Origin of the sequence: Streptomyces sp. NPDC001663 (assembly GCF_042893105.1) — a bacterium.
In the GTDB taxonomy this organism is placed as follows: Bacteria; Actinomycetota; Actinomycetes; order Streptomycetales; family Streptomycetaceae; genus Streptomyces.
The window spans coordinates 330236-355337 of record NZ_JBIAUR010000001.1 but is presented as its reverse complement, the minus strand read 5'-3'; the positions used below and the strand labels follow the sequence as shown (position 1 = coordinate 355337).

Genomic DNA, 25102 nt, shown 5'->3' with positions numbered 1-25102 from the left:
CCCGATGACATCCATGAACAAGGCCGGTACGCACGGCGAGATCATCGCCGACACCGCCCCCGAGACGGACGACGCCCCGATCGTCGAACTGCGCAACGCGGGCAAGGCGTACGGCAACATCCGCGCCCTGCACGGGGTGAGCCTCCAGGTCCGCCCGAGCCAGGTCACCTGCGTGCTCGGCGACAACGGCGCCGGCAAGTCCACCCTGATCAAGATCATTTCGGGGTTGCACCAGCACACCGAGGGCGAGTTCCTCGTCGACAACGCCCCCGTACGCTTCTCCACCCCGCGCGACGCGCTCGACAAGGGCATCGCCACCGTCTACCAGGACCTGGCGACCGTCCCGCTGATGCCGGTGTGGCGCAACTTCTTCCTCGGCTCCGAGATGACCAAGGGCCCCTGGCCCGTGCGCCGCCTCGACATCGAGAAGATGAAGAAGACCGCGGACGAAGAGCTGCGCGAGATGGGCATCATCCTGGACAACCTGGAACAGCCCATCGGCACCCTGTCGGGCGGTCAGCGCCAGTGCGTGGCGATCGCCCGCGCGGTCTACTTCGGCGCCCGGGTGCTGATCCTGGACGAGCCGACCGCGGCGCTGGGTGTGAAGCAGTCGGGTGTGGTGCTGAAGTACATCGCGGCGGCGCGTGACCGCGGTCTGGGCGTCATCTTCATCACCCACAACCCGCACCACGCCTACATGGTCGGCGACCACTTCAGCGTGCTGCGCCTGGGCACCATGGAACTCTCCGCCGAGCGCAGCCAGATCACGCTCGAGGAGCTGACCAACCACATGGCCGGCGGCGCCGAACTCGCCGCGCTCAAGCACGAGTTGTCGCAGGTCCGCGGCGTCGACGTCGAGGAACTCCCCGAAGAGGCCGACCTCACCGCACCCGTGGCGACCGGTCCTGAGGGGAAGGGCTGAGATGGCTGCTTCGCTCGACCGCATTCGGGTCGGGTCGGCCCCCGACTCCTGGGGCGTCTGGTTCCCCGACGACCCGCAGCAGGTGCCCTGGGAACGCTTCCTCGACGAGGTCGCCGAGGCCGGCTACTCGTGGATCGAGCTGGGTCCGTACGGCTATCTGCCGACCGACCCGGCCCGGCTCACCGACGAGACCGCGAGGCGTGACCTGAAGGTCTCGGCCGGCACGGTCTTCACCGGACTGCACCGCGGCCCGTCGGTCTGGGAGTCCACCTGGGAGCACGTCAGCCAGGTCGCCGCGCTCACCCAGGCGATGGGCGCGAAGCACCTGGTGGTGATCCCCTCCTTCTGGCGGGACGACAAGACCGCCGAGATCCTCGAGCCGCCGGAGCTGACCCACGAGCAGTGGGCCCACCTCACCAAGGGCATGGAACGGCTCGGCCACGAGGTGAAGGAGACGTACGGCCTCGACATCGTCGTGCACCCGCACGCGGACACGCACATCGACACCGAGGACCACGTCGAGCGCTTCCTCGACTCGACCGACGACGAACTGGTCAACCTGTGCCTGGACACCGGGCACTACGCCTACTGCGGCGGCGACAGCGTCAAGCTGATCGAGACGTACGGCGAGCGCATCGGCTATCTGCACCTCAAGCAGGTCGACCCGGAGATCCTCGCGGACGTGGTCAGGAACGAGACCCCGTTCGGGCCGGCCGTGGCCCGGGGCGTGATGTGTGAACCGCCGTCCGGCGTACCGGAGTTGGGGCCGGTGCTGGAGGCCGCGCAGAAGCTCGGCGTGGAGCTGTTCGCCATCGTCGAGCAGGACATGTACCCGTGCGAGCCGGACAAGCCGCTGCCCATCGCGGTGCGTACCCGCAAGTTCCTGAGGTCCTGCGGCGCCTGACCATCCGAGGGGGACGACCATGGCTCAGCCCGCAATGCTGCAAGTCGCCGTCGTCGGCACCGGAAAGATGGGCGCCGACCATGTCCGCCGTATCCAGGAGGTCACCAGCGGCGCCCGGGTGACCGCCGTCGTGGACGTCGACGCGGAACGCGCCAAGGCCGTCGCGGCCCGCGTCGACGGCTGCACCGCCTACACCGACCCGGCCGCCGCGATGACGGCGGCCGACGTCGACGCCGTGCTGATCGCCTCCCCGGGGCCCGCTCACGAGGCGGCCCTGCTGGCGGCGTTCGAGCGCGACCTGCCCGTGCTGTGCGAGAAGCCGCTCACCCCGGACGCGGCATCCGCACTGCGCGTCATGGAGGCCGAGCAGAGACTCGGCCGCCGCCGGGTCCAGGTCGGCTTCATGCGGCGCTACGACGCCGAGTACACGAGGCTCAAGTGCCTGCTGGAGTCGGGCCAGTTGGGCCGGCCGCTGATGCTGCACAACCGGCATCGCAACGTCGCCTCCGCGCCGGGCTGGCGCAGCGAGATGCTGATCAACGACTCCGTCGTGCACGAGATGGACGTGACCCGCTGGCTGCTCGGCCAGGAGATCACGGCCGTGACGGTACTGCGCCCGACTCCGTCCGCGAACGCGCCGGACGGGATGCAGGACCCGCAGTTCGTCGTGTTCGAGACCGACGGCGGCGCGATCGTCGACGTCGAGATCTTCGTCAACTGCGGCTTCGGCTACCAGGTCCAGGCCGAGGTGGTCTGCGAACGCGGCACCGCCCGCATCGGCGACGGCCATGCCATGGTCACCAACATGGCCGGCCGCTGGGGCGGCACCATCGCCCAGGACTTCGTCGAACGCTTCGCCGATGCCTACGACCGCGAGGTCCAGGCCTGGGTCGACGCCACCCGCCGCGGCGAGGTCACCGGCCCGAGCGTCTGGGACGGCTACGCCGTGTCCGCGGTCTGCGAGGCGGGCGTGCGGGCGCTCACGGAGGGTGCCCGGGTGGAGGTCGAGCTGGTGGAGCGGCCGGCGCTGTACCGCTGACGGCCCAACCACTCGTGGGAATCGCCCAATTGCGTGATGGTCCGCGGCGCCGTGCCGCGCGACGCTGTCACCGTGACAGAGACAGCTCCGGCCGCGGCGGTCTCCGCGGAAACCGTGGAGATCCGCGTGCACGGCGTCAGCGGGACGCCGGTGGAGAGCCTGCTGGAGATCCGCTCCGTCCGCCAGGTCGACGGCGACGACCTGGCGGGCTTCTACCGCCTCCCGGAAGCCGCGCAGCCATCGGCCGTCCCATGCGAGGCGTTCCGCTGGGGCGCGATGACATCGGGCTCGGTCTCCAAGGCCGTATGGCTCCTGCTGGCGCCTCTGGGCGTGATCAACCTGGCCGGGTTCACCCTGCCGGGGCCGGTCGGCGAGAAGCCCACGAGGCGGGAGGAACGGACCCTGGGAGCGGCCGAGGCCCTGCTGCGGCTGCTCGCCCTGGGCATGACGCTTCTGCTGGTCACCGCCGTGACGTTCGTGGCGGTCGACCTGGCCGCCTGGCAGTGCGGCGGCGACGCCCAGTGCGCGAAGAAACTGCCGTTCCTGTCCGGGCCCCGGACCGGATGGCACCTGCGCCTGCTGTGCGCGGCGGCTGTGCCGGCCGTGGTGGTCGCGGTGCTCGACCTCATCAGCTCGCGGGTGTACCTGTATCCGCCGCCCCCACCGCTGCCGGAGTCCGACTCCGACCCCCGACCGGTCCGTGACCTGGGGGACCGCCAGTTCTGGATGCCGAAGCCGCGCACCGCCCTGCTGCGCCGACTGCACCTGTCCGCCTCGCTGGCCGTGATCGCGATGCTCATCGCCCACCTGTCCACGCACTACGTGTCCGGACTGGACGCCGCACAGGGCTGGTCGCGCGGGTTCCTGTGGACGCTGTTCTGGATCGGGGTCGTGATCACCGGCTCGTGCCTGGTCGCCACTGCCGCCGGCCGCATGCCGGGCGAGCGGAACGTGAACGCGGTCGACGATCCCAACGCCGTCCCGGTCCTGTGCAGCATCCTGTACGGCGCGGCCTGGGCGGTCTTCGCCGCCACCGCGGTGACGGGAGCGTTCTGGGGCGGCCGGGTCGTCCGGCGCACGGGACGCCTGCCGGTATGGCTGACCGGCTTCGACTGGGCCTTCCAGGCGTACTACGCGTACGCGGCAGGGCTGTTGGTGCTGCTCGCGGCGGCCAACGCGGTCCTGCGGCTCGGATACGACCCTGCCCACCGCGTACCGACGCCGTACCGGCGGCTGTGCGGCGGCATGACCTGCACCGTCCTGACCGGCTTCGCCGTGCTGCTGGCGACCGGGTTCACGTCGGGTCTGATCCTGCAGACGGCACGCCTCTTCGGTCACCGTGACGCCCTCACGGACACCCAACAGCCGCTCGACCTGCCGGACCTGTTCCATGTGACAACCCTGCTGTGGGGACTGCTGGTGGTGCCGCTCGTCGCGCTGGCCGTCGTCTGTCTCGTCCTACGTGCGGTTCGCCCCCGGTGGCCGAGCGGCGTGTCCATGCCGCAGCGGATCAAGGACGACTACAAGGACCAGCGCCTGACGGAACGCACCGTCAAGGGCATCCGCGTGGCGTGGCAGCGCGCCCGCCTGAAGTACCCCCTGCCCAACTGGCTGTTCGCGGTGGGGGCGGTGGGATGGGTCGCCGCCGTCGCCCAAGGAGTGCTGGGCTGCTACGCGGTGCTCCCGGGAAAGGATCCCGTGCCCGGGTGGCTGGACGATCACCTCTACCGCGGCCGGGCGGCCTCCGCCTTCTTCCACTTCGTCGACGAGGCTCTGGGCACCTGGACACTGACGGCGCTCGCCGCCGCTCTCGTCTTCCTCGGCACGCGGGCCTTCCGCAGCCCCGTCTGGCGGCGCGGCGTGGGCATCGTGTGGGACCTGCTCGCGTTCTGGCCGCGCTGGACCCACCCGATCGTGCCGCCGCCTTACGGGGGCCGTGCGGTGCTCGGACTGGTCAGGCGAGTGGAGGAGAAGACCGTGGGCCAGGGGAAGGTCGTGCTCTCGGGCCACAGCCAGGGCAGCCTGATCTGCGCGGCGGCCGTCCTTGCCATGGAGGAGACCGACCGGCGCCGGGTCGCCCTGCTCACCTACGGCTCCCAGCTGATGTGGGCTTATGCCCGGCTCTTCCCCGCCTACGTCGGCCATCCCACGCTCAAGGACCTGTACACGACCAAACTGCACGAGCGCTGGCACAACCTGCACCGCTGGACCGACCCCCTCGGAGGCCCGGTCCTCGCCCACCCCGCGAAGGGCCCGGTCGACCCGGTGCTGCCCGCCACCGACTGGAAGACGATCAACGACGACCCTGTCTCTGGCGGCGGGGACCCGCCGACCGGCTGCTGGTGGCGCAGGTTCGGCCCCGAGTACCAGCTGCACGACCCGCGCACCGTCGACCCGTCCGACAACGCCCCCGCCACCCCGATGCTCGGCCACAGCGACTACTACGACGATCCGGCCTTCGACGCCGTGGTGCGCGAGTTGGCGGCTGCTATCGACCGTCCCCGGCGAGCGCCCGAGTGAACACGACCCTCGGCCGACCGGGCCCGTTGTAGTCCGCCTCCACCCGGACATCGAACCCGAGGCTGCGATGGAAGGCGACCGACCCCTCGTTGCCGACGGTCGTGATCGCCTTCAACCGCACCGCCCCCTGGCGCCGGGCCGCCTCGGTGAAGGCGCCGTACAACTCGCGTCCCAGACCGGTGCCGCGGGCGTCGTCCCTCGTCGCGACCAGGTGCACGTATCCGGTCCCGTCGGGCGTGACGAAGCCGATCAGGTACCCGAGGATGCCTTCCTCCGAGCGGGCGACCAGGCAGGTCCGCCCGAACTCGTGGACCAGGGGCAGGAGATGGAGCGCGCGCAGGTCGCGCCCGTCCCAGTAGCGGGCGTGGTCGGCGAGGACCTGCTGGATGTCGGTGACGTGGGCGGGCGTGATGCGGGCGGCCATGGTGCCGATCATGGCAGAGCGTGCAACTTCCACGCGTTCCCGGCCGTCCTCTGTGTGACGGCGAAGGGGGTTGCGGATGGGGCTCGTACGGATCCTGCTGCCGGTGCCGCGCGCGATGGCCCGGCTGGCGCCGGGAGTCGGCCGTCCGCTGCTCGGTGCGGCACTGTCGTGGTGCGTCATGCCCCGCTGGGTGCTGCTGCGGCCGCCGCCGGCGGCGCGCCGAGCGGCGTGGGCGGCGGAACTGGTCGCCCTGTACCACCCGTCGGCCGACGCCGACCGGCTGGCGCGCGCCCTGCTCCTGCGGGCGCACGGGCTGCTGCTGTCGGGGCGGTACGAGGAGGCGTGCGCGGCGGCGGACGGCGCGCTCGCGATGCCGGGCGCGCGGCCGTCGGCGACGCAGTCCGCGTTCGCCCTGCACACGCGCGCCCAGGCGCTGCTGTTCGGCGGCCGGCCCGAGGAGGCGCTGGAAGCGGCGCGTGAGGCGGTCGAGTCGTACCGTCGCGCCCCCGCTCCCGCCCGCCGGGAACGGGGCCTGGGCAATCTGCCGGGCGCCCTGCGCATCCACGCACTCGCGCTGGGCGCGCTCGGCCGCACGGCGGAGTCCGTGACCGTGTACGAGGAGTGCGCCTCCCTCCTGCGGTCCATGTCGGTGGGGGAGTCGGCGAACCTCTACCTGGACCACCCGAGGGTCTTCGCCGAACTGGTGCGCGGGCTGCGGGTTCTCGGCCGGTACGAGGAGGCGCTGGCGGTCGGCCCCGAGGCCCGCGAGGCGGTGACCGGGCCGATCGTGTGGGCCGCGCCCGACGTCGTTCTGACGCTGCGGGTGGAGCTTCTGACCGACCTGGCCGTCTGCGAGAGTGCCGTGGGACGGCCGGCGGACGGGCGGGAAACGGCCGAGGAGGCGGTCGCCCAGGCCCACCGGCTCGCCGGACGCAGTCCAGCCGTGGGCGCGTCGCAGCTGGCCTCCGCGCTGGACGGACTGATCGCCGTGCTCGACGAACTCAGGGCGTATGAGGACGAGTTGACCGCCCTGCGCGAGCTGGCCGACGTGTACACCCGTCGTGCCGACGACCCCTTGCTCGCGGACACGCTCAACGACATCGCCCGCTGCCTCGGGCTGACCGGCGACCCTCGGTCCGCGCTGGCGGAGGGCGAGCGCGCCGTGACCGTCGCCAGACGGGCCGCCGACCGTGATCCCGAGCATCACGAGCCGCAACTCGCCTGGCTCCTCGCGAATCTGAGCCTGCGTCAACAGAACGCCGAAGAACCGGAGTCGGCCGTGGCCACCGCCCGCGAGGCGGTGACGCTCACCCGGCGGCTGGCCGAGCGGGACTGGACGACGTACCAGCCCCTGGCCGCCCGCCGCCTGCGCGTCCTCGGCCAGGCCCTGCGCGGCACCGGCGCGTACACCGAGGCCCTGGCCTGCTACGAGGAGGCGGAGACCGCCCTGCGGGAGCTGATCGACGACGGCGGCGACCACACCGCCGAGCTCGCCCGGACCCACTCCCGCTTGGCGGCCACCCTCGAGAAGGCGGCCCACGCCCACCTGGGCGCGGGCCGCACCGCCGAGGCGGTCGCCGCCCTGCGCTCCCTGCTCGCCCTCACCCGCCGCGCGGACGGCACGGACGTGCACGCCCTTTGCGTCACGGCCTTCGCCGAGATCCGCGCGGAACGGGAGAGCGTCGTACAGGTGTGGCAGCGGGCGACCGGAGAGCCCTACCCGACCTTCGTCTACACCCGCGTCCGCGGCCGAGGCTCGAACCCCGCCGCCCGGTAGCAGGCGTCGATCAGCGTCATCGTCGCCAGTGCGTCGTCCGCGTCCAGCGGCAGCGGGGCGTTCTCGCGCACCCGGGCCGCGAACGCCTCCAACTGGTAGGTGTACGACGACCGGGTCCCGAGCCGCTCCGTGCGCTCGCCGTCCGCCGTGCGGACCACGACCCGGTCGTCCAGGTGCGGCAGCACGAAGTTCGGTGCGAGCGCCTCGCCCCGGGTTCCGACGATCCGGCAGCTCATCTCCAGGCCGTCGTAGGCCATGTGGCAGCGGGCGGATGCGGTGGCCCCGCCCGGGAACTCCAGCTCGGCGTCCAGCCACTCGTCGACCCCGGGTGCACCCGCCCGCTCCCCGCCCCGCGCGGAGACCAGCCGCGGTGCGCCGCCCGCCCAGGGCGCCAGCATCCGTACCGCGTGCAGGCTGTAGCAGCCGAGGTCCATTACGGCGCCGCCGGCCAGCGGCAGCGACCAGCGTGGGTCGCTGTCCCCGGGGGCCCCGATCGCGACCAGCGTCTCCACCCGCTGCAGCTCGCCCAGTTCACCGCTTTCAAGGAGCTCGTGCAGGCGCCGGGTGACCGGGTGGAAGAGGTAGTGGAAGCCCTCCATGAAGACCGTGCCGGCCTTCGCGGCCGCCTCGCGTACCTCGGCGGCCTCCTCGGCGTTGCTCGCCGACGGCTTCTCGCTCAGGACGTGCTTGCCGGCCGCGAGGGCGGCGAGGTTCCACGGCCCGTGCAGGCCGTTGGCGAGCGGGTTGTAGACGGCCTCGACCTCCGGGTCGGCCAGCAGGTCGGCGTAGGAGTCCGCGACCCGCTGCACGCCGTGCTCGGCGGCGAAGGCCTCGGCGCGGGACCGGTCGCGGGCGGCCACCGCGACGAGGCGGTGGCCGGTCGTCCGGGCCGGGTCGATCAAAGCGCGTTCGGTGATCCGTGCGGCGCCCAGGACGCCTATGCGCAGTGGGTCGCGGACCGGTTCGCTCATGACGTCCGTTCCTCCTCGGTCGGTTCGTGCAGAGTCAGTGTGCCGCCCGCCGGCGGGAAGTCCAGGCCGTACGTCCTTCAGCTCCTCGGCGACCCGCCCCCACAGCGTGTCGAAGCCGCCCGCGACGGTGAACGCGCCTGCGTGGCCGAGGAGTTCGGGCTGCCGGTACATCAACTCAGATGGTCGACACACTCGTGTTCCGGGCGCCGGAGGCCGCCCAGCGCCCGGAACACGAGACCCGTGGGCGCCGTCAGGCGGTGCGGACCTCGGCGATCGTCACCGGGCGGTGCTCCTGCAGCGACAGGGTGCACGCGTCGGCGATCCAGCCGGCCTCCAGCGCGTCCGCCACCGTGCAGGGGGAGGGGCGGGAACCGGCGACGACCTCGGTGAACGCGGTGAGTTCGGCGCGGTAGGCCTCGGTGAAGCGGTCCATGAAGAAGTCGTGCGGGGTGCCGGCCGGGAATGTCACGCCGGGCTCGACCGAACGCAGCGGGAGCTTGTCCTCCAGGCCCACCGCGATGGAGTCCTGGAAGCCGTGGATCTCCATCCGGACGTCGTAACCCCGGGCGTTGTGGCGGGAGTTGGAGACCACCGCGATGGTGCCGTCGTCCAGGGTGAGGATCGCGCCGGTGGTGTCGGCGTCGCCCGCGTCCTTGATGTAGTCGGCGCCGCGGTTGCCGCCGACGGCGTACACCTCGACGACCTCGCGGCCCGTCACCCAGCGGATGATGTCGAAGTCGTGCACGCTGCAGTCGCGGAAGATGCCGCCGGAGGCGGCGATGTACGCGGCCGGCGGCGGCGCCGGGTCCAGCGTGGTCGACCGCACGGTGTGCAGCTTGCCCAGCTCGCCGCTCTGCACGGCGGCGCGGGCGGCGACGAAACCGGCGTCGAAGCGGCGGTTGTAGCCGATCTGGATCGGCACGTTCGTGCCCTCGACCGCCTTGAGGACCTCGACGCCCTCGGCCATGGTCTTGGCGACGGGCTTCTCGCAGAAGACCGGGATGCCGGCCTCGACCCCGGCCAGGATCAGCCCGGGGTGCGCGTCCGTCGCGGCCGCGACCACGATGCCGTCCACACCGGCGGCCAGCAGGGCCTGAGGCGAGTCCACGACCTCGCCGCCGAACCGCTCCGCGGCACTCTTGGCGGCGTCCGCGAACGGGTCGGTCAGGACGAGCGACTCGACCACGTCGAGCCCGGAGAGGGTCTCGGCGTGGAAGGCGCCGATGCGGCCGAGGCCGAGGATTCCGATACGCATGGGGGTGCAGCTCCTTGAGTGTTTCCTACGAGCGGAGGGGAGAGGTCAGTCGAGTCCGCCGAGTACGTTCTGGTCCCAGTCGATCACCGATCCGGTGACCACGCCCGACCGGTCCGACAGCAGGAAGACCACGAAGTCGGCGATCTCGTCCGGCTGGCCGAGCTTGCCCATCGGCAGCTTCGCGGCGGCCTCCTCGCGCCAGTCGTCGTCGGCGTCGTGGAAGGTCTTCTGCGTGACGTCCTCGCCCTCGGTCGCCGTCCAGCCGATGTTGAGGCCGTTGATCCGCACCTTGTCCCAGCGGTGGGCGTGCGCGGCGTTGCGGGTCAGGCCGATCAGGCCGGCCTTCGAGGCCACGTACGGCGCGAGGAAGGGCTGTCCGCCGTGCGCCGAGCTGGTGATGATGTTGACGATCGTGCCGGGCGCCTTGCGGGAGACCATGTCCGCGACGGCGGCCTGCATGGCGAAGAACGGTGCCTTGAGGTTGATGGCGATGTGCTGGTCGAACAGCTCGGGCGTGGTGTCGAGCAGCGTGCCGCGCGACGTCAGGCCCGCGGAGTTGACCAGGCAGTCGATCCGGCCGTACGCGGCGACGACGTCGCCCGCCGCCGTCCTCGCCTGCTCGGCGTCCGACAGGTCGGCCCGCACGAACATCGCCTTGCCGCCGGCGGCCGTCAGTTCGGTCACCAGCGCCTCGCCGGGAGCCGGGCGCCGCCCGGTCACGGCGACGATCGCGCCCTCACGGACCGCGGCCCGTGCGACGGCGGCGCCGACGCCCTGACTGCCGCCGTTGACGAGCACGACCTTGTCGTCGAGAAGTCCCATGTCTTTACAGGTCCTTTCAGCTTTCGCGGCGCTCGGCGCCGGCCCGCAGCTCGTCCCGCAGAGTCCCGGGAGCCCATCCCTCACTCAGCGCCCGCCGTACGACGTCCGCCTGCGAGGGCGGGGCGAGGCCGGCGACCGGCGGGTCGCTGTCGAGGTTGGTGGGGAAGGGGTAGCCCTCGGCGCTCGCCGCGATCACGTGCTCCAGCCACTCCTCGCCGACGCCCTCGGCCCGGCGCCTGAGCAGCACCGGGAAGACGGCGTTCGCGACCGCCTCGCGGTCCACCGTCTCCATCGCCCGCCCGAACGCCGAGGACACCTGCAGCAGGTTGGCCGTGCGGCGGACGTCGGCGGTGCGGTTGGTGCCGGCCGCGTGGAACAGCGCGGGGTTGAAGAAGGCCGCGTCGCCCTTGGCGAGCGGGAGCTGGACGTGATGGGCCTCGAAGTACGCCTGGAACTCGGGCAGCCGCCAGGCCAGATAGCCGGGCTCGTACTGCTGCGAGTACGGCAGGTACATCGTCGGCCCGGACTCGACGGGCATGTCGCAGTGCGCGACCGCGCCCTGGAGGGTGAGCACGGGGGAGAGGACGTGCACATGGGCCGGGTAGGCCGCCGCGGCCTCGTTGGAGAGGAAGCCCAGGTGGTAGTCCCGGTGCACGGTCTGCGCCGCGCCGCCCGGGTTGACCACGTTGACCTGCGAGGTGACCTGGTAACCGGGGCCGAGCCAGGCCCCCGAGACCAGCGCCAGGATGTCGTTCGCGTAGTAGTCGGCGAAGGCCTCGGGGTCGTAGAGGGCCGCCTTCTCCAGCGCGTTCCACACCCGGTCGTTGGTGCCGGGCCTGGCGAAGTGGTCTCCGGCGTGCGCGCCGGAGGCGTGCTGCTCGGCGATCAGGGCCTCGAAGACGGCACCGAGCCGGTCGACGACGGACGGGTCGGGGAAGGCGCCCCGGAAGACCACGATGCCGGGTCCGTCGGCCAGGGCCCGCACCAGCTCGGCCCGCACCGGGCGCTGCTCGGCCTTGCGCAGCCGCTCGCTGTCGTAGATCAGGACGTTCCGCTCCACTGCGGAGGCGTGCGGGTAGTCGGCGAGGGCGGTGGTCCGCTCGACGATTCCGCGGAAGTCGCTGAGGTCGCAGTCCCGCTCGGAGAGCCAGGCGCGGTGCTCCACGGAGGTGAAGGACATCGGTGTCCTTTCGGTCGGAGGGACGACACAGCCCTCGGTGACAGGGCCGGGTCGCGCTGTCATTCTTGTCATTACAAACCCGTCGAACAACCAGCAGGCGGCCATCAAAAACCCCTCAAGGAGCCACCGTATGGGCCATCCCTTCCCGATCCGGGAGATCGCACGTCAGGCGGGCCTGAGCGAGGCGACGGTCGACCGGGTCCTGAACGGCAGGGGCGGGGTCCGCGAGAGCACCGCGCGGGAGGTCCAGCAGGCGATAGCCGACCTCGACCGGCAGCGCACGCAGGTCCGGCTGGTCGGCCGCACCTTCATGATCGACATCGTGATGCAGACACCCGACCGGTTCTCCACCGCCGTACGGGCCGCCCTGGAGGCCGAGCTGCCGTCGCTCCACCCGGCGGTGGTGCGCTCGCGCTTCCACTTCCGGGAGACCGGCCCCGTGACGGAGCTGACGAGGATCCTGGACCGGATAGCCCGGCGCGGCTCGCAGGGCGTGATCCTCAAGGCCCCGGACGTCCCCGAGATCACGGCCGCCGTCGCGCGCCTCGCGGAGGCCGGCATCCCCGTCGTCACGCTGGTGACCGACCTGCCCGCCACCGCCCGCCTCGCCTACGTCGGCATCGACAACCGGGCGGCCGGCGCGACCGCCGCGTACCTCATGGGCCAGTGGCTCGGCGAACGCCCCGGCAATGTCCTGACCAGCCTCAGCAGCGGCTTCTTCCGCAACGAGGAGGAGCGCGAGATGGGCTTCCGCAGCGCCATGCGCACCCACCACCCGGACCGCGCGCTCGTCGAGATAGCCGAGGGCCACGGCCTCGACGCCACCCAGTACGACCTCGTCCGCGCCGCCCTCGCACGCGACCCGGACATCCGCGCCGTCTACTCCATCGGCGGCGGCAACATCGCCACCCTGCGCGCCTTCGAGGACCTCGGCCGCGAGTGCGCGGTGTTCGTCGCGCACGACCTCGACCACGACAACACCCGCCTGCTGCGCGAGCACCGCCTGTCCGCGGTCCTCCACCACGACCTGCGCCAGGACATGCGCGAGGCCTGCCACGTCGTCATGCGCGCCCACGACGCGCTGCCGCCCACGGGACCGACGCCGCCGTCCGCGATCCAGGTGGTCACGCCGTACAACATGCCCCCGCAGGCGACGAGTTGAGGTGCTGGGTGACGACACGGACCGAGCAGGTGGAGATCGAGGGCGTTCGGCTGCTCACCACCCTGACCCTGGGCGGCGGCACCGGACTTCTCGCACTGCACGGCAGCAACGAGGGCGGCACGGCCGAACTCGCCCGGTCAGTGGGCGAGTTGTGCGATGCCACCACTCTTGTCTTCACCCAGCCGGGCGTGCCGGAGCCGGTGCACATCCCGTCGCCGCGCATGGCGGTCGAGCACTGCGGGCTGCTGCGGGAGTTCCTGGCGCATGTGACCGTCGTGGTGTCCCTGCACGGTCACATGAGGCCTACGGCGCCCCGGTCCATCTTCCTCGGTGGCGGCAACCGTCCGGCCGCGCGGCTGGTCGCGGACGAACTCGACACTCTGCGGCCGGAGTTCGAGGCGGTCACGGACCTCGACGAGATCCCCGTGTCCCTGCGCGGCCTGCACGCCAGGAACCCGGTGAACCTGACCCGCGGCGGAGGCGTGCAGGTGGAACTCCCGCTCGCGGCCAGGACCCGGCGGCGGAGATGGGCGTCCGGAGTCCGGGACAACCCACCCCGGTCCGTCGTCGACGCCCTCGCCAAAGGCGTGGAGTCGCTTGCCGCTATGACTGAACGCTGACCCAGGAGCCGCTCTCCGCCGAACTCACCATCGCCTCCAGCGCGGCGGCACTGCGCACGGCGTCCGGGAGCGTGGCCCCGTACGGCTTGCCCTCCGCGATCGAGCGCAGGAAGCGGTGGGCCTCGATCACCTTCAGGTCGTCCATGCCCATGGCGTTGGCCGCGCCCGGCTGGAAGGCGGCGAACTCGCCGTCGCCCGGGCCGACATGGACCGTGCTGACGGGCTGGTCCTGGTAGCTCGTGCCGCGGCTGACGCCCAGCTCGTTCATGCGGCGGAAGTCCCAGAACACCGCGCCCTTGGTGCCGTGCACTTCGAAGCCGTAGTTGTTCTGCTCGCCGACCGAGACCCGGCAGGCCTCCAGGACACCACGGGCTCCGGAGGCGAAGCGCAGCAGGCAGTTGACGTAGTCCTCGTTCTCGACCGGGCCCAACTCGCCGCCGGTGGCGCGGGTGTGGCCGGCCGTGGCGCCGGTCGGGCGGGCCCGCTCCGGGATGAAGACGGCGGTGTCGGCGGTCAGCGACGCGATGTCGCCGAGTAGGTACCGCGCCAGGTCGGCGCCGTGCGAGGCGAGGTCGCCCAGCACGCCGCTGCCGCCGCGTTCCTTCTCGTAGCGCCAGGTCAGGGCACCCTCGGGGTGGGCGGCGTAGTCACTGAACAGGCGGACGCGGACATGCGTGACCGTGCCGATCCCACCCGAGGCGATCAGCTCGCGAGCGGCCTCCACGGCAGGTGCGTTGCGGTAGTTGAAGCCCACCGCGCTCTGCACGCCCGCGCGCGCGACCGCGTCGGCCACCGCCTGCGCGTCCGCCACACTCAGACCGACCGGCTTCTCGATCCAGATGTGCTTGCCGGCCTCCGCCATCGCGACACCGATCTCCCGGTGCAGGAAGTTGGGGGCGGTGATGGACACGGCCCGCACGCGCGGGTCCTTGACGATGTCACGCCAGTCGCGGGTCGTGGACGCGAAGCCGAACTGCGCGGCGGCCTCCTCCGCCCGGCCGGGCACGTCCTCGGCCACCGTGACCAGCTCAGGGCGCAGGCCGAGCTGCGGGTAGTGGTGCAGGACGCGGGCGTACGCCTGGGTGTGCACCCGCCCCATCCAGCCGAACCCGACGACGGCGACACCCAGGGAATCCACCATGACAGCCCCTCTTTGGACCGGTCCACAATCTGTCCAGCCCACCCTGAGCGGGACATCGGCCTGGTGTCAACCCTCCCCGAACCCTTTGACAAGCCACGGAAGCTCATGGAACGGTCCAGGACATGAAACCGCCGACGATCCGCGACGTGGCCGAGCGGGCCGGTGTGTCCAAGTCGCTGGTCTCGCTCGTGCTGCGCGGCTCCGAGCAGGTGCGGCCCGAGAAGCGGGAGGCCGTGCAGCGGGCGGTGCGGGAGCTGGGCTACCGGCCGAACGCCGCCGCGCGCAGCCTCAGCGAGCAGCGCACCCGCACGGTCGGGGTGCTCCTGAACGACCTGCGCAACCCCTGGTTCGTCGAGCTGCTCGACGGGCTGAACTCGCTGCTGCACGACAACGGCCTGCGGATGCTGCTGGCGGACGCCCGCCTCAACCGCCGCGTCGGCCAGGACCCCGCCGACCCGCTCCTCGACCTGCGGGTCGACGGCCTGGTCGTCGTCGGCACCCTGCCCGACCCGGCCGCGCTGGGGGCGGCCGCCGAGCGCATCCCGGTCGTCGTCGCGGGCGCCCGCGAACAGGCCCCGCCCGGCGTGGACGTCGTCGCCGGCGACGACGAGACGGGCGCGCGGCTGGTCACCGAGCACCTCATCGGGCTCGGCCACCGGCGCATCGCGCACATCGCGGGCTACGGCGCCGTCGGCGAACTGCGCCGGCGCAGCTTCGAGGCGACGATGCGGGCGCACGGCCTCGCGGCCGAGGGGCTCGTGGAACCCAGCGACATGACCGAGGAGGGCGGCTACCGCACCGCCGTCCGGCTGCTGAGCCGCCCGGAGCGGCCCACCGCCGTGTTCGCCGTGAACGACATCGCCTCGGTCGGCGCCCTCTCGGCGGCCGAGGAACTCGGCTTCCGCGTCCCGCACGACGTGTCCGTCGTCGGCTATGACAACACCAGCATCTCCCGCCTGCGCCACGTCTGGCTGACCACGGTCGACAGCTCCGGCCACGAGCTCGGCCGGCGTGCCGCCCGCTGCCTCCTGGACCGCTTCGAGCGGCCCGGGGGAGCGGGCCGACTGCACCTGACGGCACCGACGTTGGAGATCCGCGGCACGACGGCGGCTCCGCTCACCGGTTGATGCCGCTCACGCCTTGCAGGCGCTCACAGGTTGATGGCGTACGCCTTCCTGAGCGTCTCGTGCACCGTCCACGTCGTCCGGTCACCCTCGCGCAGGACGGCCAGGTCGCCGGGTCCGACCGTCAGCGTCGGCCCGCCCTCGACCTCGACGGTCGCCGAGCCGCTGATCACGACGAACAGCTCGTCCGCCTCGGTGTCGGTGACGACGCCGGGCGTGATCTGCCAGATGCCGCGGATCTGCTTCCCGTCCGCCGACTCCCAGACCACCTTCCCGGTCACCTCGGGTGTCCCGGACACGATCTGCTCCGGGTCGAGGGGCTCGGGCTCGAGCTCGGCGTCGGGGATGTTCACAACGAAGCTGTGGGTCATGCGGCGACCCTAACGAGATCGCCGGTCGGCCGGGCGTGGACACTGTGTGCGGTATCGGCGCAGGTGGGAGGACACTTCGTCGCGGCGGTCGCGAACTGGCGGACCTCTCGGGCGCGGGTGATCGTGGAATGCATGGTGGACACCACGGCGGGCGTAGCCGCCCCGCGACAGCACGACACCCGCGAGACGGTCCTCTTCGGCGGCGTCTACGGTGCCGTACTGGCCTGCTCCATGGTCGCGGCGCTCACCCAGTACGGCCACACCTCCCGCGACACCCGCCGCTACGACGCCCTCTGGCTCCTGGTCACCGCACTCGCCTCCGCCCTCGCCCACGGCTACGCCCACTACATCGCCGAGCGCACACCGCACCGCCGCTGGGACTCCCTGCGCGCCCTGGCCGACGAGTGGCCCCTGGTCACGGCGGTGCTGCCCACGGTGCTGATCCTCGCCGGGGCGGGCTGGGGCTGGTGGCCCGCGAACGACGTGGAGTACCCGGCGTTCACGCTGAACATCGCGCTGCTCTTCACGCTGGGTCTGGTGACGGCGAGGTGGTCGAAGCGCCCGTGGCCCGTCGCGGTGCTCATCGGCCTCGTGGACGCGCTCCTGGGCGTGATCGTGGTCGTGGCGAACGCGATCATCAAATGACGCCGGGCTGATCCGAAAGACAGGTCCTGCGCCCCCGTGCGCTGCACTAAGGTCTCGTCGCGTGGGGACGGACATCGACGGTGCCATCGAGCGCCGATCTGCCGACGGACGCTGGGACGTAGAGGTCGACCTGCTGGACTTCCGGCCGCCGCGGGACTACGTCGCCTGGGACTGCCTCTTCGGCGTCCGCGGGACGGGAGACGTGGAGCGGGCGCTCTTCGCCGACCGCGGGCTGCCGGACGACATCTCGGATCCCGTACGGGAGACGGGCATCGGCGACTACCAGCACAGTCACACCTACGTCACCTGGGCCGAGGTCACCGCGGTCGACTGGGACGCGCCCCTGGCCTCGCGGCCCGCCTGGTACTGGGCGCACCAGTCCGACCCCCTGGGCGAGCACCTCGTTCGGGTGACTCCGGGCCTTCGCGAGGCCGCCGCCAGGACCTTCGGCGGGACCCTGCTCCTCGCCCCGCCGGAGTGGCCCCCGGGCGGCGAGGTGCACCTGGACGGCGCGGTGTACCGGCCCGTGATGCTCACCGCGCGGATGCTCGCCCCGCCGGACGAGGGATGCTGGGCAAGGATCTGGAGAGCGATGCGCGAGCTCGCGACCGGGCCCGACGACGAGAACGTACGGCTCGTCGTCTGGTTCGGCTGAACCGCGCACCGGGGAAGGGAGCCCGCATGGCCACCGACGCCACCCACACGACGGTCACGGACGAGGCGGTGCGCAGCCTGCACGCCACCGCCGACCCGCGCCTGCGTGAACTACTCAGCTCCCTGATCCGCCACCTCCACTCCTTCGCCCGCGAGACCGGCCTGACCCAGCAGGAGTGGGAGCGCGCGATCGCCTTCCTCACCGCGACCGGGCAGACCTGCACGGACACCCGGCAGGAGTTCATCCTCCTGTCGGACGTGCTCGGCCTGTCGATGCTCGTCGAGACCATCAACGGCGACCGCGCCCCGGGCGCCACCGAGTCGACCGTCCTCGGCCCCTTCCACATGACCGAGTCGCCGGTGCGTGAACTCGGCGCGAACATCGACCTGGTGGGCGGCGGCGAGCCGTGCGTGGTCAGCGGCCGGGTCCTGTCCCGGGACGGAACTCCCTTGCCGGGCGCGCTGGTCGACGTCTGGCAGGCCGACGGGAACGGCTTCTACGACGTCCAGCAGCCGGACGTCCAGCCGCCGGGCAACGGCCGCGGACTGTTCACCGCGGACGCCGAGGGCCGCTTCCAGTTCCGCACCTGCGTGCCGAGCCCGTACCCGATCCCCACCGACGGCCCGGTCGGCGGCCTCCTGCGCGAGACCGGCCGCCACCCCTACCGCCCGGCCCACATCCACTTCATCGCCACGGCCGAAGGGCATGTGCCGGTCACCACGCACATCTTCGTCGAGGGCAGCGACTACCTCGACTCCGACGCGGTGTTCGCCGTCAAACCGAGCCTGGTCCAGGACTTCGCCGAGACCGACGACCCTTCCCTGGCCAAGGAGTTCGGCGTCCCGAACCCCTTCCGCCACGCCCGCTTCGACCTCGTACTGGAACGCTCGTGACGCACCACCTCGACTTCTCCTACGAGTCACGGCCCGCCCGGGTCGTCTTCCGGCCCGGCGCCGCCACCACCGCGACCCCCGGCGAGGCCGAACGGCTCGGTCTGCGGCGGCTGTTGGTGGTGTGCGGCAGCCACGGCGCGGACACCGCACGGGCCGTCGCCGACTCGCTGGGCCCGGCCTGCGCCGGCCTGCACGACGGCGCCCGTATGCACGTCCCCGTCGAGGTCGCCGACCGCGCCGTCGAGGCGGCCCGCGCGGCCGGCGCCGACGGCTGTGTCGCAGTGGGCGGCGGCTCCTCGATCGGCCTCGGCAAGGCGATCGCCCTGCGCACCGGCCTGCCCCTGATCGCGGTCCCCTCCACCTATTCCGGCTCGGAGATGACCCCCGTCTGGGGCCTGACCGAACACGGCGCCAAACGCACCGGCCGGGACCCGTCCGTCCTGCCCCGCAGCGTCGTCTACGACCCCGAACTCACCCTTTCCCTCCCCGTCCCGCTCTCCGTCACCAGCGGCATCAACGCGATCGCCCACGCCGTGGAGGCGCTCTACGCCCCCGACACCTCGCCCCTGATCGCGCTGATGGCCCAGGAGGGCGTACGGGCGATGGCGGGCGCCCTGCCCGCGGTGGCCGAAGCCCCGGACTCCGTCGAGGCCCGCGGCCGCGCCCTCTACGGGGCCTGGCTGTGCGGCTCCTGCCTCGGCGCCACGACCATGGGCCTGCACCACAAGCTCTGCCATGTCCTCGGCGGCACCTTCGGCCTGCCGCACGCCGAGACCCACACGGTGGTCCTGCCGTACGCCCTGGCCTACAACGCCCCCGCGGTCCCGGACGCGGCCGCCGCCGTGGCCCGCGCCCTCGACACCGACGACGCCCCGCGCGCCCTGCGGGAGCTCGCCGAACGCCTCGGCGCACCCCGCTCCCTCGCCGAACTCGGCCTGAAGGAGGCCGACTTGGCGGTGGCCGCCGCCCAGACCGCCGGCCAGGCCTACGCCAACCCGCGCGAGGTCACGGCCGACGGGGCGCTCGCCGTGCTGCGGGCGGCGTACGAGGGCGCCCCACCGGCGGCCGTGAACGGCTGAGCTGCCCGCACACGACAGACGGTCGCCGCACCGCGGGAGCGGAACGACGGCCGTCTGTGGGGCAGTTGGGCCTCACGCCTTCGCGGTGGCTGCCTCCACCTGTCCGGTCGCGTCCTCGGCAACCTGGGCCGGTGTCTGCCGGCGCGGGATGAAGGAGGCGACGACGAAAGCGAGCAGGGCGGCTCCGGCGCCGATGGCCATGACGACCTTGAAGCCGTTCTCCGAGGGCAGTGCGTGCCCGCCGAAGTCGGTGGTCATCTGGGCCAGGATGACCCCGGCGAGGGCGCTGGCGAAGCTGGTGCCCAGTGAGCGCATCAGGGTGTTGAGGCTGTTGGCGGCACCGGTCTGGGACGGGTCGACCGCGCCCATGATCAGCGCGGGCAGGGCGCCGTAGGTGAAGCCGATGCCGGCGCCGATGATGCAGGACACCAGGACGAGGTGCCAGACCTCGCTCATCAGGACGATGTTGAGGGCGTAACCGGCCGCCACGATCAGCGCACCGATCATCAGGGTGACCTTCGGGCCCTTGGCCTGGGTGACCTTCGCGGACACGGCGGACATGACCATCATGACCAGGCCCTGCGGGGCGAGCACCAGGCCGACCGTCAGCATGGACTTGCCGAGCCCGTAGCCGGTCTGGGTCGGCAGCTGCAGCAGCTGCGGCAGCACCAGCGACATGGCGAACATCGAGAAGCCGAGGGCGACCGAGGCCAGGTTGGTGAACAGCACCTGCGGCTTGGCGGTCGTACGCAGGTCGACCAGTGGCTGCTTCGCCTTCAGCTCCCACCAGCCCCAGGCACCCAGGATCACCACGGCGGCGGCGCCCAGACCCAGCGTGGTGCCGGACGTCCAGCCCCAGTCACCGCCCTTGGAGACGGCCAGCAGCAGGGAGACCAGCCCGGCGGACAGACCGAGCGAACCGACCAGGTCGAAGCGGCCCCCGGTGCGCACCTTGGACTCGGGCACGATCAGCAGCACCAGCGCGAAGGTCACGACACCGAGCACGGCCGAGGTCCAGAACAGGATGTGCCAGTCCCAGCGGTCGGCGATGAACGCGGCGGCCGGCAGCCCCAGCGCACCGCCCACACCCAGCGAGGCGCTCATCACCGCGGTGGACCCGGCCAGCCGGTCGGCCGGCAGCGCGTCCCGCATGATGCTGATGCCGAGCGGCACCACGGCGGCCGCGAGGCCCTGCAGGGTACGACCGATGATCATCGGCACGAGGGAGTCGGTGAGCGCGGCGACGACGGAGCCGGAGACCAGCAGCACGATGCTGACCAGGAGCATGCGCCGCTTGCCGATCATGTCGCCGAGACGGCCCATGACCGGGGTGGCCACCGCGGCGGCGAGCAGCGTGGCGGTGACGGCCCAGGCGGTGTTGGAGGCCGAGGCGTGCAGCAGCGTCGGCAGCTCCGGGACGATCGGGATGACCAGGGTCTGCATCAGCGAGACGACGATTCCGGCCAGCGCCAGCACCGCCACCACGGCGTTCGGCTTCGGCGGGGCCGATGTCCCCGCGTCGGCGGGTCGGGCAAGGGCTTCGGACATGGCGGGGCCTCCGGCAAGGGGTTCATTGCTTGACTTACGCAAGCATATACAGAATTGATTGACTTAAGCAAGTGGAAGTTCGGGGTGTGCCTCGAGCGGCAGCTCGGTGACGACCTCGAAGCCGCCCCGGGGCCGAGGGCCGACGCGGATACGGCCGCCGACCGAATGGGCACGCTCGCGCATGCCCACGACGCCGTAGCCGCCGCCGGGGGGAGCGGGCAGGGTCCGCGTCCCCCTTCCGTCATCGGCGACCGTCAGCTCCAGCCGACCCTCGGAGTAAACGAGCCGCACCTCGGCCTCGCGGGCGGCGGCGTGCTTGGTGACGTTGGTGAGGGCTTCCTGCACGATGCGGTACGCCGTGAGGTCGGCGCCCGCGGAGAGCGCACCGGGCTCGCCCTCGGTGGTGACGGTGACTTCGAGCCCGGCGTTCTCGAACGAGGCCGCCAACTCGGGGAGTCGGGCCAGCCCCGGCGTGGGCTCCAGAGGCTTGTCCGCATCGCCGTCCTGCCGCAACAGGCCGACGGTGGACTTGAGTTCACGCAGCGCAGCCGCGGTCGTGCGGGTCAGGTCGGAAGCGATCCGCGAGGCCTCGCCGGTCCGGTCGGGCAACTGCCCGGCGACAGCGCCGGCCTGGAGATTGGCGAGCACCAGATGATGGGCGACGACATCGTGCAGATCACGGGCGATACGCATGCGCTCCTCCGTGACCCGCCGCCGCGCCTCCTCCTCCCGAGTCCGCTCGGCATGCTCGGCCCGCGTCTGCACGGCATCCAGGTAGGCCGCACGCAGCCGGGTCACCGTGCCGAGCGAGGTCGGCAACAGCAACCAGGCGGCGGGACCGAGCAGTTTGAGGACGAGTGGTTCACCGGTGGGGCCGCTTAGCAGCCCCGTGCCGACGAGCACCGCGATGCCGCTGACGGCAAAGGTGTTGGCGGTCTTCCGGTCGGTACCGACAGCCAGCGAGTACAGCGCGACCATGAGCGGCCCGAGCAGCAGCACGGTGAGGAGATAACCGAGCACGGACGCGACCGCGGCACAGACGAGGGTGACGACGGCCGTGGCCCGGGGCCGTCCGCGCCGCCACAGGAGCGCGAGACAGGAGACCCCGGCCAGCAGGACTCCGGGCCACCAGGGAATCCCGAGGTCCTGCCCGGGAAGGGTGACGAGACTGCCGGGAAAGGAACAGGCGAAGAGAGCGGCGGCGACAACCGCATCGACGGGCTGGGGGCGTCCGCGAGGCGGACGCGGCAGATTGTCGATCATGGAAGTGGGGGTTCCTGTTCAAAGCGCCGTGGGGAGGAGCGCCCCGACAGGGGCGCGGGGAACTGCGCGACAAGCCGCGACGGCGCGGCAGACGGCCAACACCCCATCGCGGCACCGCCAATAGCCGCACCCCGGGCGCCGCCTACTCGAAGGTGACCACGACCTTCTCGGCGGCCCCCGGCGTCATCGCCAGCCCGAACGCCCGCTCGGCCTCACCGAACGGCACCCGATGACTGATCAGCTTCGCGAACCGCTCATGGTGCTCCACCAGTTCCGGCGTCACCTCGAAGATCTCGGTCGGATACCCCTGGGAGGCGATCAGCGTCAGCTCACTGCGCAGCATCCCGCCGAGATCGATGTCCGCACCCTTCTTCTGTACGGCGACCATGACCAGCTTGGCCCCCCACTTGGCGGCGTCCACGGTGGCGTTGAAGACGGCCGCGACCCCGGCGGCGTCGATGTAGATGTCGGTGCCCGCACGGGGCTGCCCGAGTGCGTTGGCGGCCGGGCCGTGCAGCTCGGTCAGCCGGGCGGTGACGTCCTCGGTGGCGGAGTTGATGACGGCGTCCGCACCCACCGCCAACGCGGTCTCGAGCCGCTCGGGGATGACGTCGGCGACGACCACGTGCTGCACCCCGCGCAGCTTCAGCCAGATCGTCGCCCCCAGCCCGATGGGTCCCGCACCGAAGACCACGACCTTGTCGGTCGCCTTCGCCCCGGACCGGTTGACGCAGTGCCGGGCGACGGCCATCGGCTCGTTCAGCGAGGCGACGTCGAAGGGCACGGTGTCGGGGAAGACGGCCACGGTCTTGCCGGCCTCGGCGTTCTCCAGCAGCAGGTACTCGCTCATGGCGCCGTGCGCACCACCGCACCCGATGATCCCGGAGGGCACGCCCTGCGGGTTGACCACCACCCGGTCGCCCACCTTCAGGTCGGTGACCTCGGCGCCCGCCTCCACGATCTCGCCGGCCGGTTCGTGGCCGAGGGGGATGGAGCGCATGGAGCCGTCGGCGCCGGCGGGCATGCCGCCCAGGTGCAGGAAGAAGGTGTCGGTGCCGCAGATGCCGCAGGCGCGGACCTTGACCAGGACGTCCTTCGGGCCCGGTACGGGACGCTCGACGTCCACCAGGTCGATGTGGTCCCGGGTGCCGGTCTTGACGGACTTCATGGTGGCCATGGAGGGCTCGCTTTCTGAAGGGAGGGGAGCGTGGGAGAGAGGCGTCACCGGGGCCGGCGCCGGACGGGGGGAGTGTCCCGGCCGCCGGACCCGGTGACCGCGCCGTCCCCCGTCCCCACGGAGTCGGCGCACAGGGGCCGCCTCCGCTCGACGCGGCCCCGGTCTGCGTGCTGACTGGCTTGCTTGACTTAGGCAAGCACAGTGGAGTTACTTAAGTCAAGCAACCATCTGGATATTGCTTAAGTTAGGCAAGTAGAATTACTCTCGAGTACATGCCCGCGAATCGACCCGCCTCAGTACCCGTCCCGGCGAACGTGAGTGACATCGAGCAGGCACTCACACGTGTCACGTACCTGGCGGGCCGGGCCCGGCAGCACGAGCGCCTGATGGCTCTGGCCGGGCTGCCGCTCGACCGGGCGGCCGTCGCGATCCTGCGGTACATCGCCGAGAGCGAGCCGTTGCGTCCCGGTGTGCTGGCGGTCCGCCTGTCGGTGGAGGCCTCCCATGTCACCCGCCAGCTGCGGCAGTTGGAGCAGGGCGGCTATGTGATCCGTATCGCCGACCCGGACGACCGCCGGGCCCAGCGCGTCCAGCTCACCGACCTCGGCCTGGCGGCCGTCCGGCGCATCCGCGAGGCGAGCCGCCGCGGTCTGGCGGTGGCGCTGGCCGAGTGGTCGGGGGAGGACCTGGAGCAACTCGCCGCGCTCTTCCATCGGTTGGTCGACGACTTCGTCGCCCATGCCGAGGATCCGCTGCCGACGGTCCTTTGACGGCGGGCCCCTCGTCGTCCTGGCCGGCCATTGCCGCCGGTCGTGCCTGCCAGTCGTGCCTGCCAGTCGTGCCTGCAATGAAGCGGACAAAATTGTTGACAATCTTGTTTGGCTAGATTTAGGTTCGACAGGCACTCACTCAGGGAGGGCAACGATGCCGAAAGAAGCCCGTCCGAGCACCGGAGAGCAGGCCAAACAGCATGCGCTCGCGCAGCTGCGGCAGGCGATCCTGCACGGCGAGATGGCACCGGCGCAGCGGCTGGTGGAGAACGAGCTCGCCGAGCAGTTCGGTGTGACACGGGCCAGCATCCGTGCGGCACTGATCGATCTGGAGGCCCAGGGCCTCGTCGAGCGGATCCGCAACCGCGGCTCGCGGGTACGGGTGGTGACCGTGGAGGAAGCGGTCGCCATCACCGAGTGCCGCATGGTCCTCGAAGGGCTGTGCGCGGCGAAGGCAGCCGTCGCCGCCAGCGACGAGCAGCTCGCCGAGCTGACGGAGCTGGGCACGGCGATGACCAAGGCCGTGGCCGACGGCGAGCCGATGACGTACTCCGAGCTCAACCAGGAACTGCACGCCAAGGTGCGCGAGTTCTCCGGCCAGCAGACGGCCGTGGACCTGCTGGAGCGGCTCAATGCCCAACTGGTGCGCCACCGCTTCCAGTTGGCGCTCAGGCCGGGGCGTCCGCAGCACTCCCTGAACGAGCACCTGGCGATGATCGAGGCGATCAGGGCCAGGGACCCGCAGGCGGCCGAGGTGGCCGTCCGCGCCCACCTCACCAGCGTGATCGAGGCGCTGCGCGACTGATCACGGTGGTGCGAGGCGGGCGCCCACCTGTCCAT

The 25102-nt window shown here is 71.8% G+C and carries 24 protein-coding genes; 14 read left to right on the top strand and 10 right to left on the bottom strand.

The window, feature by feature from the left end; translation table 11 throughout:
* The first annotated feature begins 4 nt into the window (after nucleotides 1-4).
* The 4 genes from ACFY1L_RS01685 to ACFY1L_RS01670 all read left to right on the top strand — a co-directional run bounded on the left by ACFY1L_RS01685 (nucleotide 5) and on the right by ACFY1L_RS01670 (nucleotide 5385).
* Nucleotides 5-922, top strand: a complete 918-nt coding sequence (locus ACFY1L_RS01685; RefSeq protein ID WP_388816524.1) for an ATP-binding cassette domain-containing protein — start codon at nucleotides 5-7, stop codon at nucleotides 920-922.
* A 1-nt stretch (nucleotide 923) separates the two neighbouring features.
* On the top strand, nucleotides 924-1826 hold the full coding sequence (locus ACFY1L_RS01680; protein WP_388816521.1) for a sugar phosphate isomerase/epimerase family protein: 903 nt from the start codon (nucleotides 924-926) through the stop codon (nucleotides 1824-1826).
* A gap of 19 nt (nucleotides 1827-1845) precedes the next feature.
* On the top strand, nucleotides 1846-2865 hold the full coding sequence (locus tag ACFY1L_RS01675) for a Gfo/Idh/MocA family protein (RefSeq protein WP_388816519.1): 1020 nt from the start codon (nucleotides 1846-1848) through the stop codon (nucleotides 2863-2865).
* 72 nt (nucleotides 2866-2937) lie between these two features.
* Complete coding sequence (locus tag ACFY1L_RS01670; protein ID WP_388816516.1) at nucleotides 2938-5385, top strand: hypothetical protein; 2448 nt, start codon at nucleotides 2938-2940, stop codon at nucleotides 5383-5385.
* Here the strand turns inward: ACFY1L_RS01670 and ACFY1L_RS01665 are convergent.
* Nucleotides 5354-5809 carry a GNAT family N-acetyltransferase gene (locus ACFY1L_RS01665; RefSeq protein ID WP_388816513.1) on the bottom strand — a complete coding sequence of 152 codons (456 nt, stop codon included), beginning with the start codon at nucleotides 5807-5809 and terminating at the stop codon, nucleotides 5354-5356. The two genes, ACFY1L_RS01670 and ACFY1L_RS01665, sit on opposite strands and share 32 nt — an antisense overlap.
* A gap of 76 nt (nucleotides 5810-5885) precedes the next feature.
* Between ACFY1L_RS01665 and ACFY1L_RS01660 the strand changes: the two genes are divergently transcribed.
* Nucleotides 5886-7586: a hypothetical protein gene (locus ACFY1L_RS01660; RefSeq protein WP_388816510.1), complete on the top strand. Its 1701-nt coding sequence runs from the start codon at nucleotides 5886-5888 to the stop codon at nucleotides 7584-7586.
* On the opposite strand, the gene ACFY1L_RS01655 is transcribed toward ACFY1L_RS01660, so the two are convergent.
* From ACFY1L_RS01655 to ACFY1L_RS01640, 4 genes are all read right to left on the bottom strand, one after another.
* Nucleotides 7541-8557 carry a Gfo/Idh/MocA family protein gene (locus ACFY1L_RS01655; protein WP_388818863.1) on the bottom strand — a complete coding sequence of 339 codons (1017 nt, stop codon included), beginning with the start codon at nucleotides 8555-8557 and terminating at the stop codon, nucleotides 7541-7543. The two genes, ACFY1L_RS01660 and ACFY1L_RS01655, sit on opposite strands and share 46 nt — an antisense overlap.
* Before the next feature lie 250 nt (nucleotides 8558-8807).
* Nucleotides 8808-9812: a Gfo/Idh/MocA family oxidoreductase gene (locus tag ACFY1L_RS01650; protein ID WP_388816507.1), complete on the bottom strand. Its 1005-nt coding sequence runs from the start codon at nucleotides 9810-9812 to the stop codon at nucleotides 8808-8810.
* Nucleotides 9813-9857: 45 nt separating this feature from the next.
* Complete coding sequence (locus tag ACFY1L_RS01645; protein ID WP_388816505.1) at nucleotides 9858-10634, bottom strand: SDR family oxidoreductase; 777 nt, start codon at nucleotides 10632-10634, stop codon at nucleotides 9858-9860.
* Nucleotides 10635-10650: 16 nt separating this feature from the next.
* Nucleotides 10651-11814: a phytanoyl-CoA dioxygenase family protein gene (locus ACFY1L_RS01640; RefSeq protein ID WP_388816502.1), complete on the bottom strand. Its 1164-nt coding sequence runs from the start codon at nucleotides 11812-11814 to the stop codon at nucleotides 10651-10653.
* 130 nt (nucleotides 11815-11944) lie between these two features.
* Here ACFY1L_RS01640 and ACFY1L_RS01635 point away from each other — a divergent pair, with 130 nt between their 5' ends.
* Both ACFY1L_RS01635 and ACFY1L_RS01630 read left to right on the top strand, forming a co-directional pair.
* Nucleotides 11945-12976: a LacI family DNA-binding transcriptional regulator gene (locus ACFY1L_RS01635; RefSeq protein ID WP_388816499.1), complete on the top strand. Its 1032-nt coding sequence runs from the start codon at nucleotides 11945-11947 to the stop codon at nucleotides 12974-12976.
* A gap of 8 nt (nucleotides 12977-12984) precedes the next feature.
* Nucleotides 12985-13596 (top strand): poly-gamma-glutamate hydrolase family protein, encoded by a 612-nt coding sequence (locus tag ACFY1L_RS01630; RefSeq protein WP_388816496.1) that lies wholly within the window; start codon nucleotides 12985-12987, stop codon nucleotides 13594-13596.
* On the opposite strand, the gene ACFY1L_RS01625 is transcribed toward ACFY1L_RS01630, so the two are convergent.
* Nucleotides 13580-14737 (bottom strand): Gfo/Idh/MocA family protein, encoded by a 1158-nt coding sequence (locus ACFY1L_RS01625; protein ID WP_388816493.1) that lies wholly within the window; start codon nucleotides 14735-14737, stop codon nucleotides 13580-13582. The genes ACFY1L_RS01630 and ACFY1L_RS01625 overlap by 17 nt on opposite strands.
* 122 nt (nucleotides 14738-14859) lie before the next feature.
* Here ACFY1L_RS01625 and ACFY1L_RS01620 point away from each other — a divergent pair, with 122 nt between their 5' ends.
* The gene (locus ACFY1L_RS01620) at nucleotides 14860-15864 is read left to right on the top strand and encodes a LacI family DNA-binding transcriptional regulator (RefSeq protein ID WP_388816490.1); all 1005 of its coding nucleotides are present in this window, start codon (nucleotides 14860-14862) and stop codon (nucleotides 15862-15864) included.
* Nucleotides 15865-15887: 23 nt separating this feature from the next.
* Here the strand turns inward: ACFY1L_RS01620 and ACFY1L_RS01615 are convergent, their stop codons facing one another.
* Nucleotides 15888-16232, bottom strand: coding sequence for a cupin domain-containing protein (locus tag ACFY1L_RS01615; protein ID WP_388816487.1), 345 nt, complete (start codon nucleotides 16230-16232; stop codon nucleotides 15888-15890).
* Nucleotides 16233-16364: 132 nt separating this feature from the next.
* Here ACFY1L_RS01615 and ACFY1L_RS01610 point away from each other — a divergent pair, with 132 nt between their 5' ends.
* The 4 genes from ACFY1L_RS01610 (at nucleotide 16365) to ACFY1L_RS01595 (ending at nucleotide 19504) form a co-directional block, all read left to right on the top strand.
* Nucleotides 16365-16877, top strand: a complete 513-nt coding sequence (locus ACFY1L_RS01610) for a hypothetical protein (protein ID WP_388816484.1) — start codon at nucleotides 16365-16367, stop codon at nucleotides 16875-16877.
* Between the two features lie 61 nt (nucleotides 16878-16938).
* Nucleotides 16939-17532, top strand: coding sequence for a hypothetical protein (locus tag ACFY1L_RS01605; RefSeq protein WP_388816482.1), 594 nt, complete (start codon nucleotides 16939-16941; stop codon nucleotides 17530-17532).
* A 26-nt stretch (nucleotides 17533-17558) separates the two neighbouring features.
* Nucleotides 17559-18425, top strand: coding sequence for an intradiol ring-cleavage dioxygenase (locus ACFY1L_RS01600; RefSeq protein WP_388816479.1), 867 nt, complete (start codon nucleotides 17559-17561; stop codon nucleotides 18423-18425).
* Nucleotides 18422-19504, top strand: a complete 1083-nt coding sequence (locus ACFY1L_RS01595; RefSeq protein WP_388816476.1) for a maleylacetate reductase — start codon at nucleotides 18422-18424, stop codon at nucleotides 19502-19504. The genes ACFY1L_RS01600 and ACFY1L_RS01595 overlap by 4 nt, the downstream gene beginning before the upstream one ends.
* Before the next feature lie 72 nt (nucleotides 19505-19576).
* On the opposite strand, the gene ACFY1L_RS01590 is transcribed toward ACFY1L_RS01595, so the two are convergent.
* The 3 genes from ACFY1L_RS01590 to ACFY1L_RS01580 form a co-directional block, all read right to left on the bottom strand.
* On the bottom strand, nucleotides 19577-21052 hold the full coding sequence (locus ACFY1L_RS01590; RefSeq protein WP_388816473.1) for an MFS transporter: 1476 nt from the start codon (nucleotides 21050-21052) through the stop codon (nucleotides 19577-19579).
* 63 nt (nucleotides 21053-21115) lie between these two features.
* Nucleotides 21116-22315 (bottom strand): sensor histidine kinase, encoded by a 1200-nt coding sequence (locus ACFY1L_RS01585; RefSeq protein ID WP_388816471.1) that lies wholly within the window; start codon nucleotides 22313-22315, stop codon nucleotides 21116-21118.
* Between the two features lie 142 nt (nucleotides 22316-22457).
* Complete coding sequence (locus ACFY1L_RS01580) at nucleotides 22458-23492, bottom strand: zinc-binding dehydrogenase (protein ID WP_388816468.1); 1035 nt, start codon at nucleotides 23490-23492, stop codon at nucleotides 22458-22460.
* 272 nt (nucleotides 23493-23764) lie between these two features.
* Between ACFY1L_RS01580 and ACFY1L_RS01575 the strand changes: the two genes are divergently transcribed.
* Both ACFY1L_RS01575 and ACFY1L_RS01570 read left to right on the top strand, forming a co-directional pair.
* The gene (locus tag ACFY1L_RS01575; RefSeq protein ID WP_388816465.1) at nucleotides 23765-24262 is read left to right on the top strand and encodes a MarR family winged helix-turn-helix transcriptional regulator; all 498 of its coding nucleotides are present in this window, start codon (nucleotides 23765-23767) and stop codon (nucleotides 24260-24262) included.
* Between the two features lie 154 nt (nucleotides 24263-24416).
* A complete protein-coding gene (locus tag ACFY1L_RS01570; RefSeq protein WP_388816462.1) occupies nucleotides 24417-25067 on the top strand; it encodes a GntR family transcriptional regulator in 651 nt (216 codons plus the stop codon).
* The last annotated feature ends 35 nt before the right edge of the window (nucleotides 25068-25102 follow it).

Coding starts and splice junctions, on each gene's coding strand:
- ACFY1L_RS01620 (WP_388816490.1), top strand. CDS start 14,860: ATGAAACCGCCGACGATCCGCGACGTGGCCGAGCGGGCCGGTGTGTCC.
- ACFY1L_RS01600 (WP_388816479.1), top strand. CDS start 17,559: ATGGCCACCGACGCCACCCACACGACGGTCACGGACGAGGCGGTGCGC.
- ACFY1L_RS01640 (WP_388816502.1), bottom strand. CDS start 11,814: ATGTCCTTCACCTCCGTGGAGCACCGCGCCTGGCTCTCCGAGCGGGAC.
- ACFY1L_RS01635 (WP_388816499.1), top strand. CDS start 11,945: ATGGGCCATCCCTTCCCGATCCGGGAGATCGCACGTCAGGCGGGCCTG.
- ACFY1L_RS01645 (WP_388816505.1), bottom strand. CDS start 10,634: ATGGGACTTCTCGACGACAAGGTCGTGCTCGTCAACGGCGGCAGTCAG.
- ACFY1L_RS01615 (WP_388816487.1), bottom strand. CDS start 16,232: ATGACCCACAGCTTCGTTGTGAACATCCCCGACGCCGAGCTCGAGCCC.
- ACFY1L_RS01685 (WP_388816524.1), top strand. CDS start 5: ATGACATCCATGAACAAGGCCGGTACGCACGGCGAGATCATCGCCGAC.
- ACFY1L_RS01675 (WP_388816519.1), top strand. CDS start 1,846: ATGGCTCAGCCCGCAATGCTGCAAGTCGCCGTCGTCGGCACCGGAAAG.
- ACFY1L_RS01580 (WP_388816468.1), bottom strand. CDS start 23,492: ATGGCCACCATGAAGTCCGTCAAGACCGGCACCCGGGACCACATCGAC.
- ACFY1L_RS01665 (WP_388816513.1), bottom strand. CDS start 5,809: ATGGCCGCCCGCATCACGCCCGCCCACGTCACCGACATCCAGCAGGTC.
- ACFY1L_RS01585 (WP_388816471.1), bottom strand. CDS start 22,315: ATGATCGACAATCTGCCGCGTCCGCCTCGCGGACGCCCCCAGCCCGTC.
- ACFY1L_RS01655 (WP_388818863.1), bottom strand. CDS start 8,557: ATGAGCGAACCGGTCCGCGACCCACTGCGCATAGGCGTCCTGGGCGCC.
- ACFY1L_RS01660 (WP_388816510.1), top strand. CDS start 5,886: ATGGGGCTCGTACGGATCCTGCTGCCGGTGCCGCGCGCGATGGCCCGG.
- ACFY1L_RS01590 (WP_388816473.1), bottom strand. CDS start 21,052: ATGTCCGAAGCCCTTGCCCGACCCGCCGACGCGGGGACATCGGCCCCG.
- ACFY1L_RS01575 (WP_388816465.1), top strand. CDS start 23,765: ATGCCCGCGAATCGACCCGCCTCAGTACCCGTCCCGGCGAACGTGAGT.
- ACFY1L_RS01680 (WP_388816521.1), top strand. CDS start 924: ATGGCTGCTTCGCTCGACCGCATTCGGGTCGGGTCGGCCCCCGACTCC.
- ACFY1L_RS01570 (WP_388816462.1), top strand. CDS start 24,417: ATGCCGAAAGAAGCCCGTCCGAGCACCGGAGAGCAGGCCAAACAGCAT.
- ACFY1L_RS01610 (WP_388816484.1), top strand. CDS start 16,365: ATGGTGGACACCACGGCGGGCGTAGCCGCCCCGCGACAGCACGACACC.
- ACFY1L_RS01650 (WP_388816507.1), bottom strand. CDS start 9,812: ATGCGTATCGGAATCCTCGGCCTCGGCCGCATCGGCGCCTTCCACGCC.
- ACFY1L_RS01625 (WP_388816493.1), bottom strand. CDS start 14,737: ATGGTGGATTCCCTGGGTGTCGCCGTCGTCGGGTTCGGCTGGATGGGG.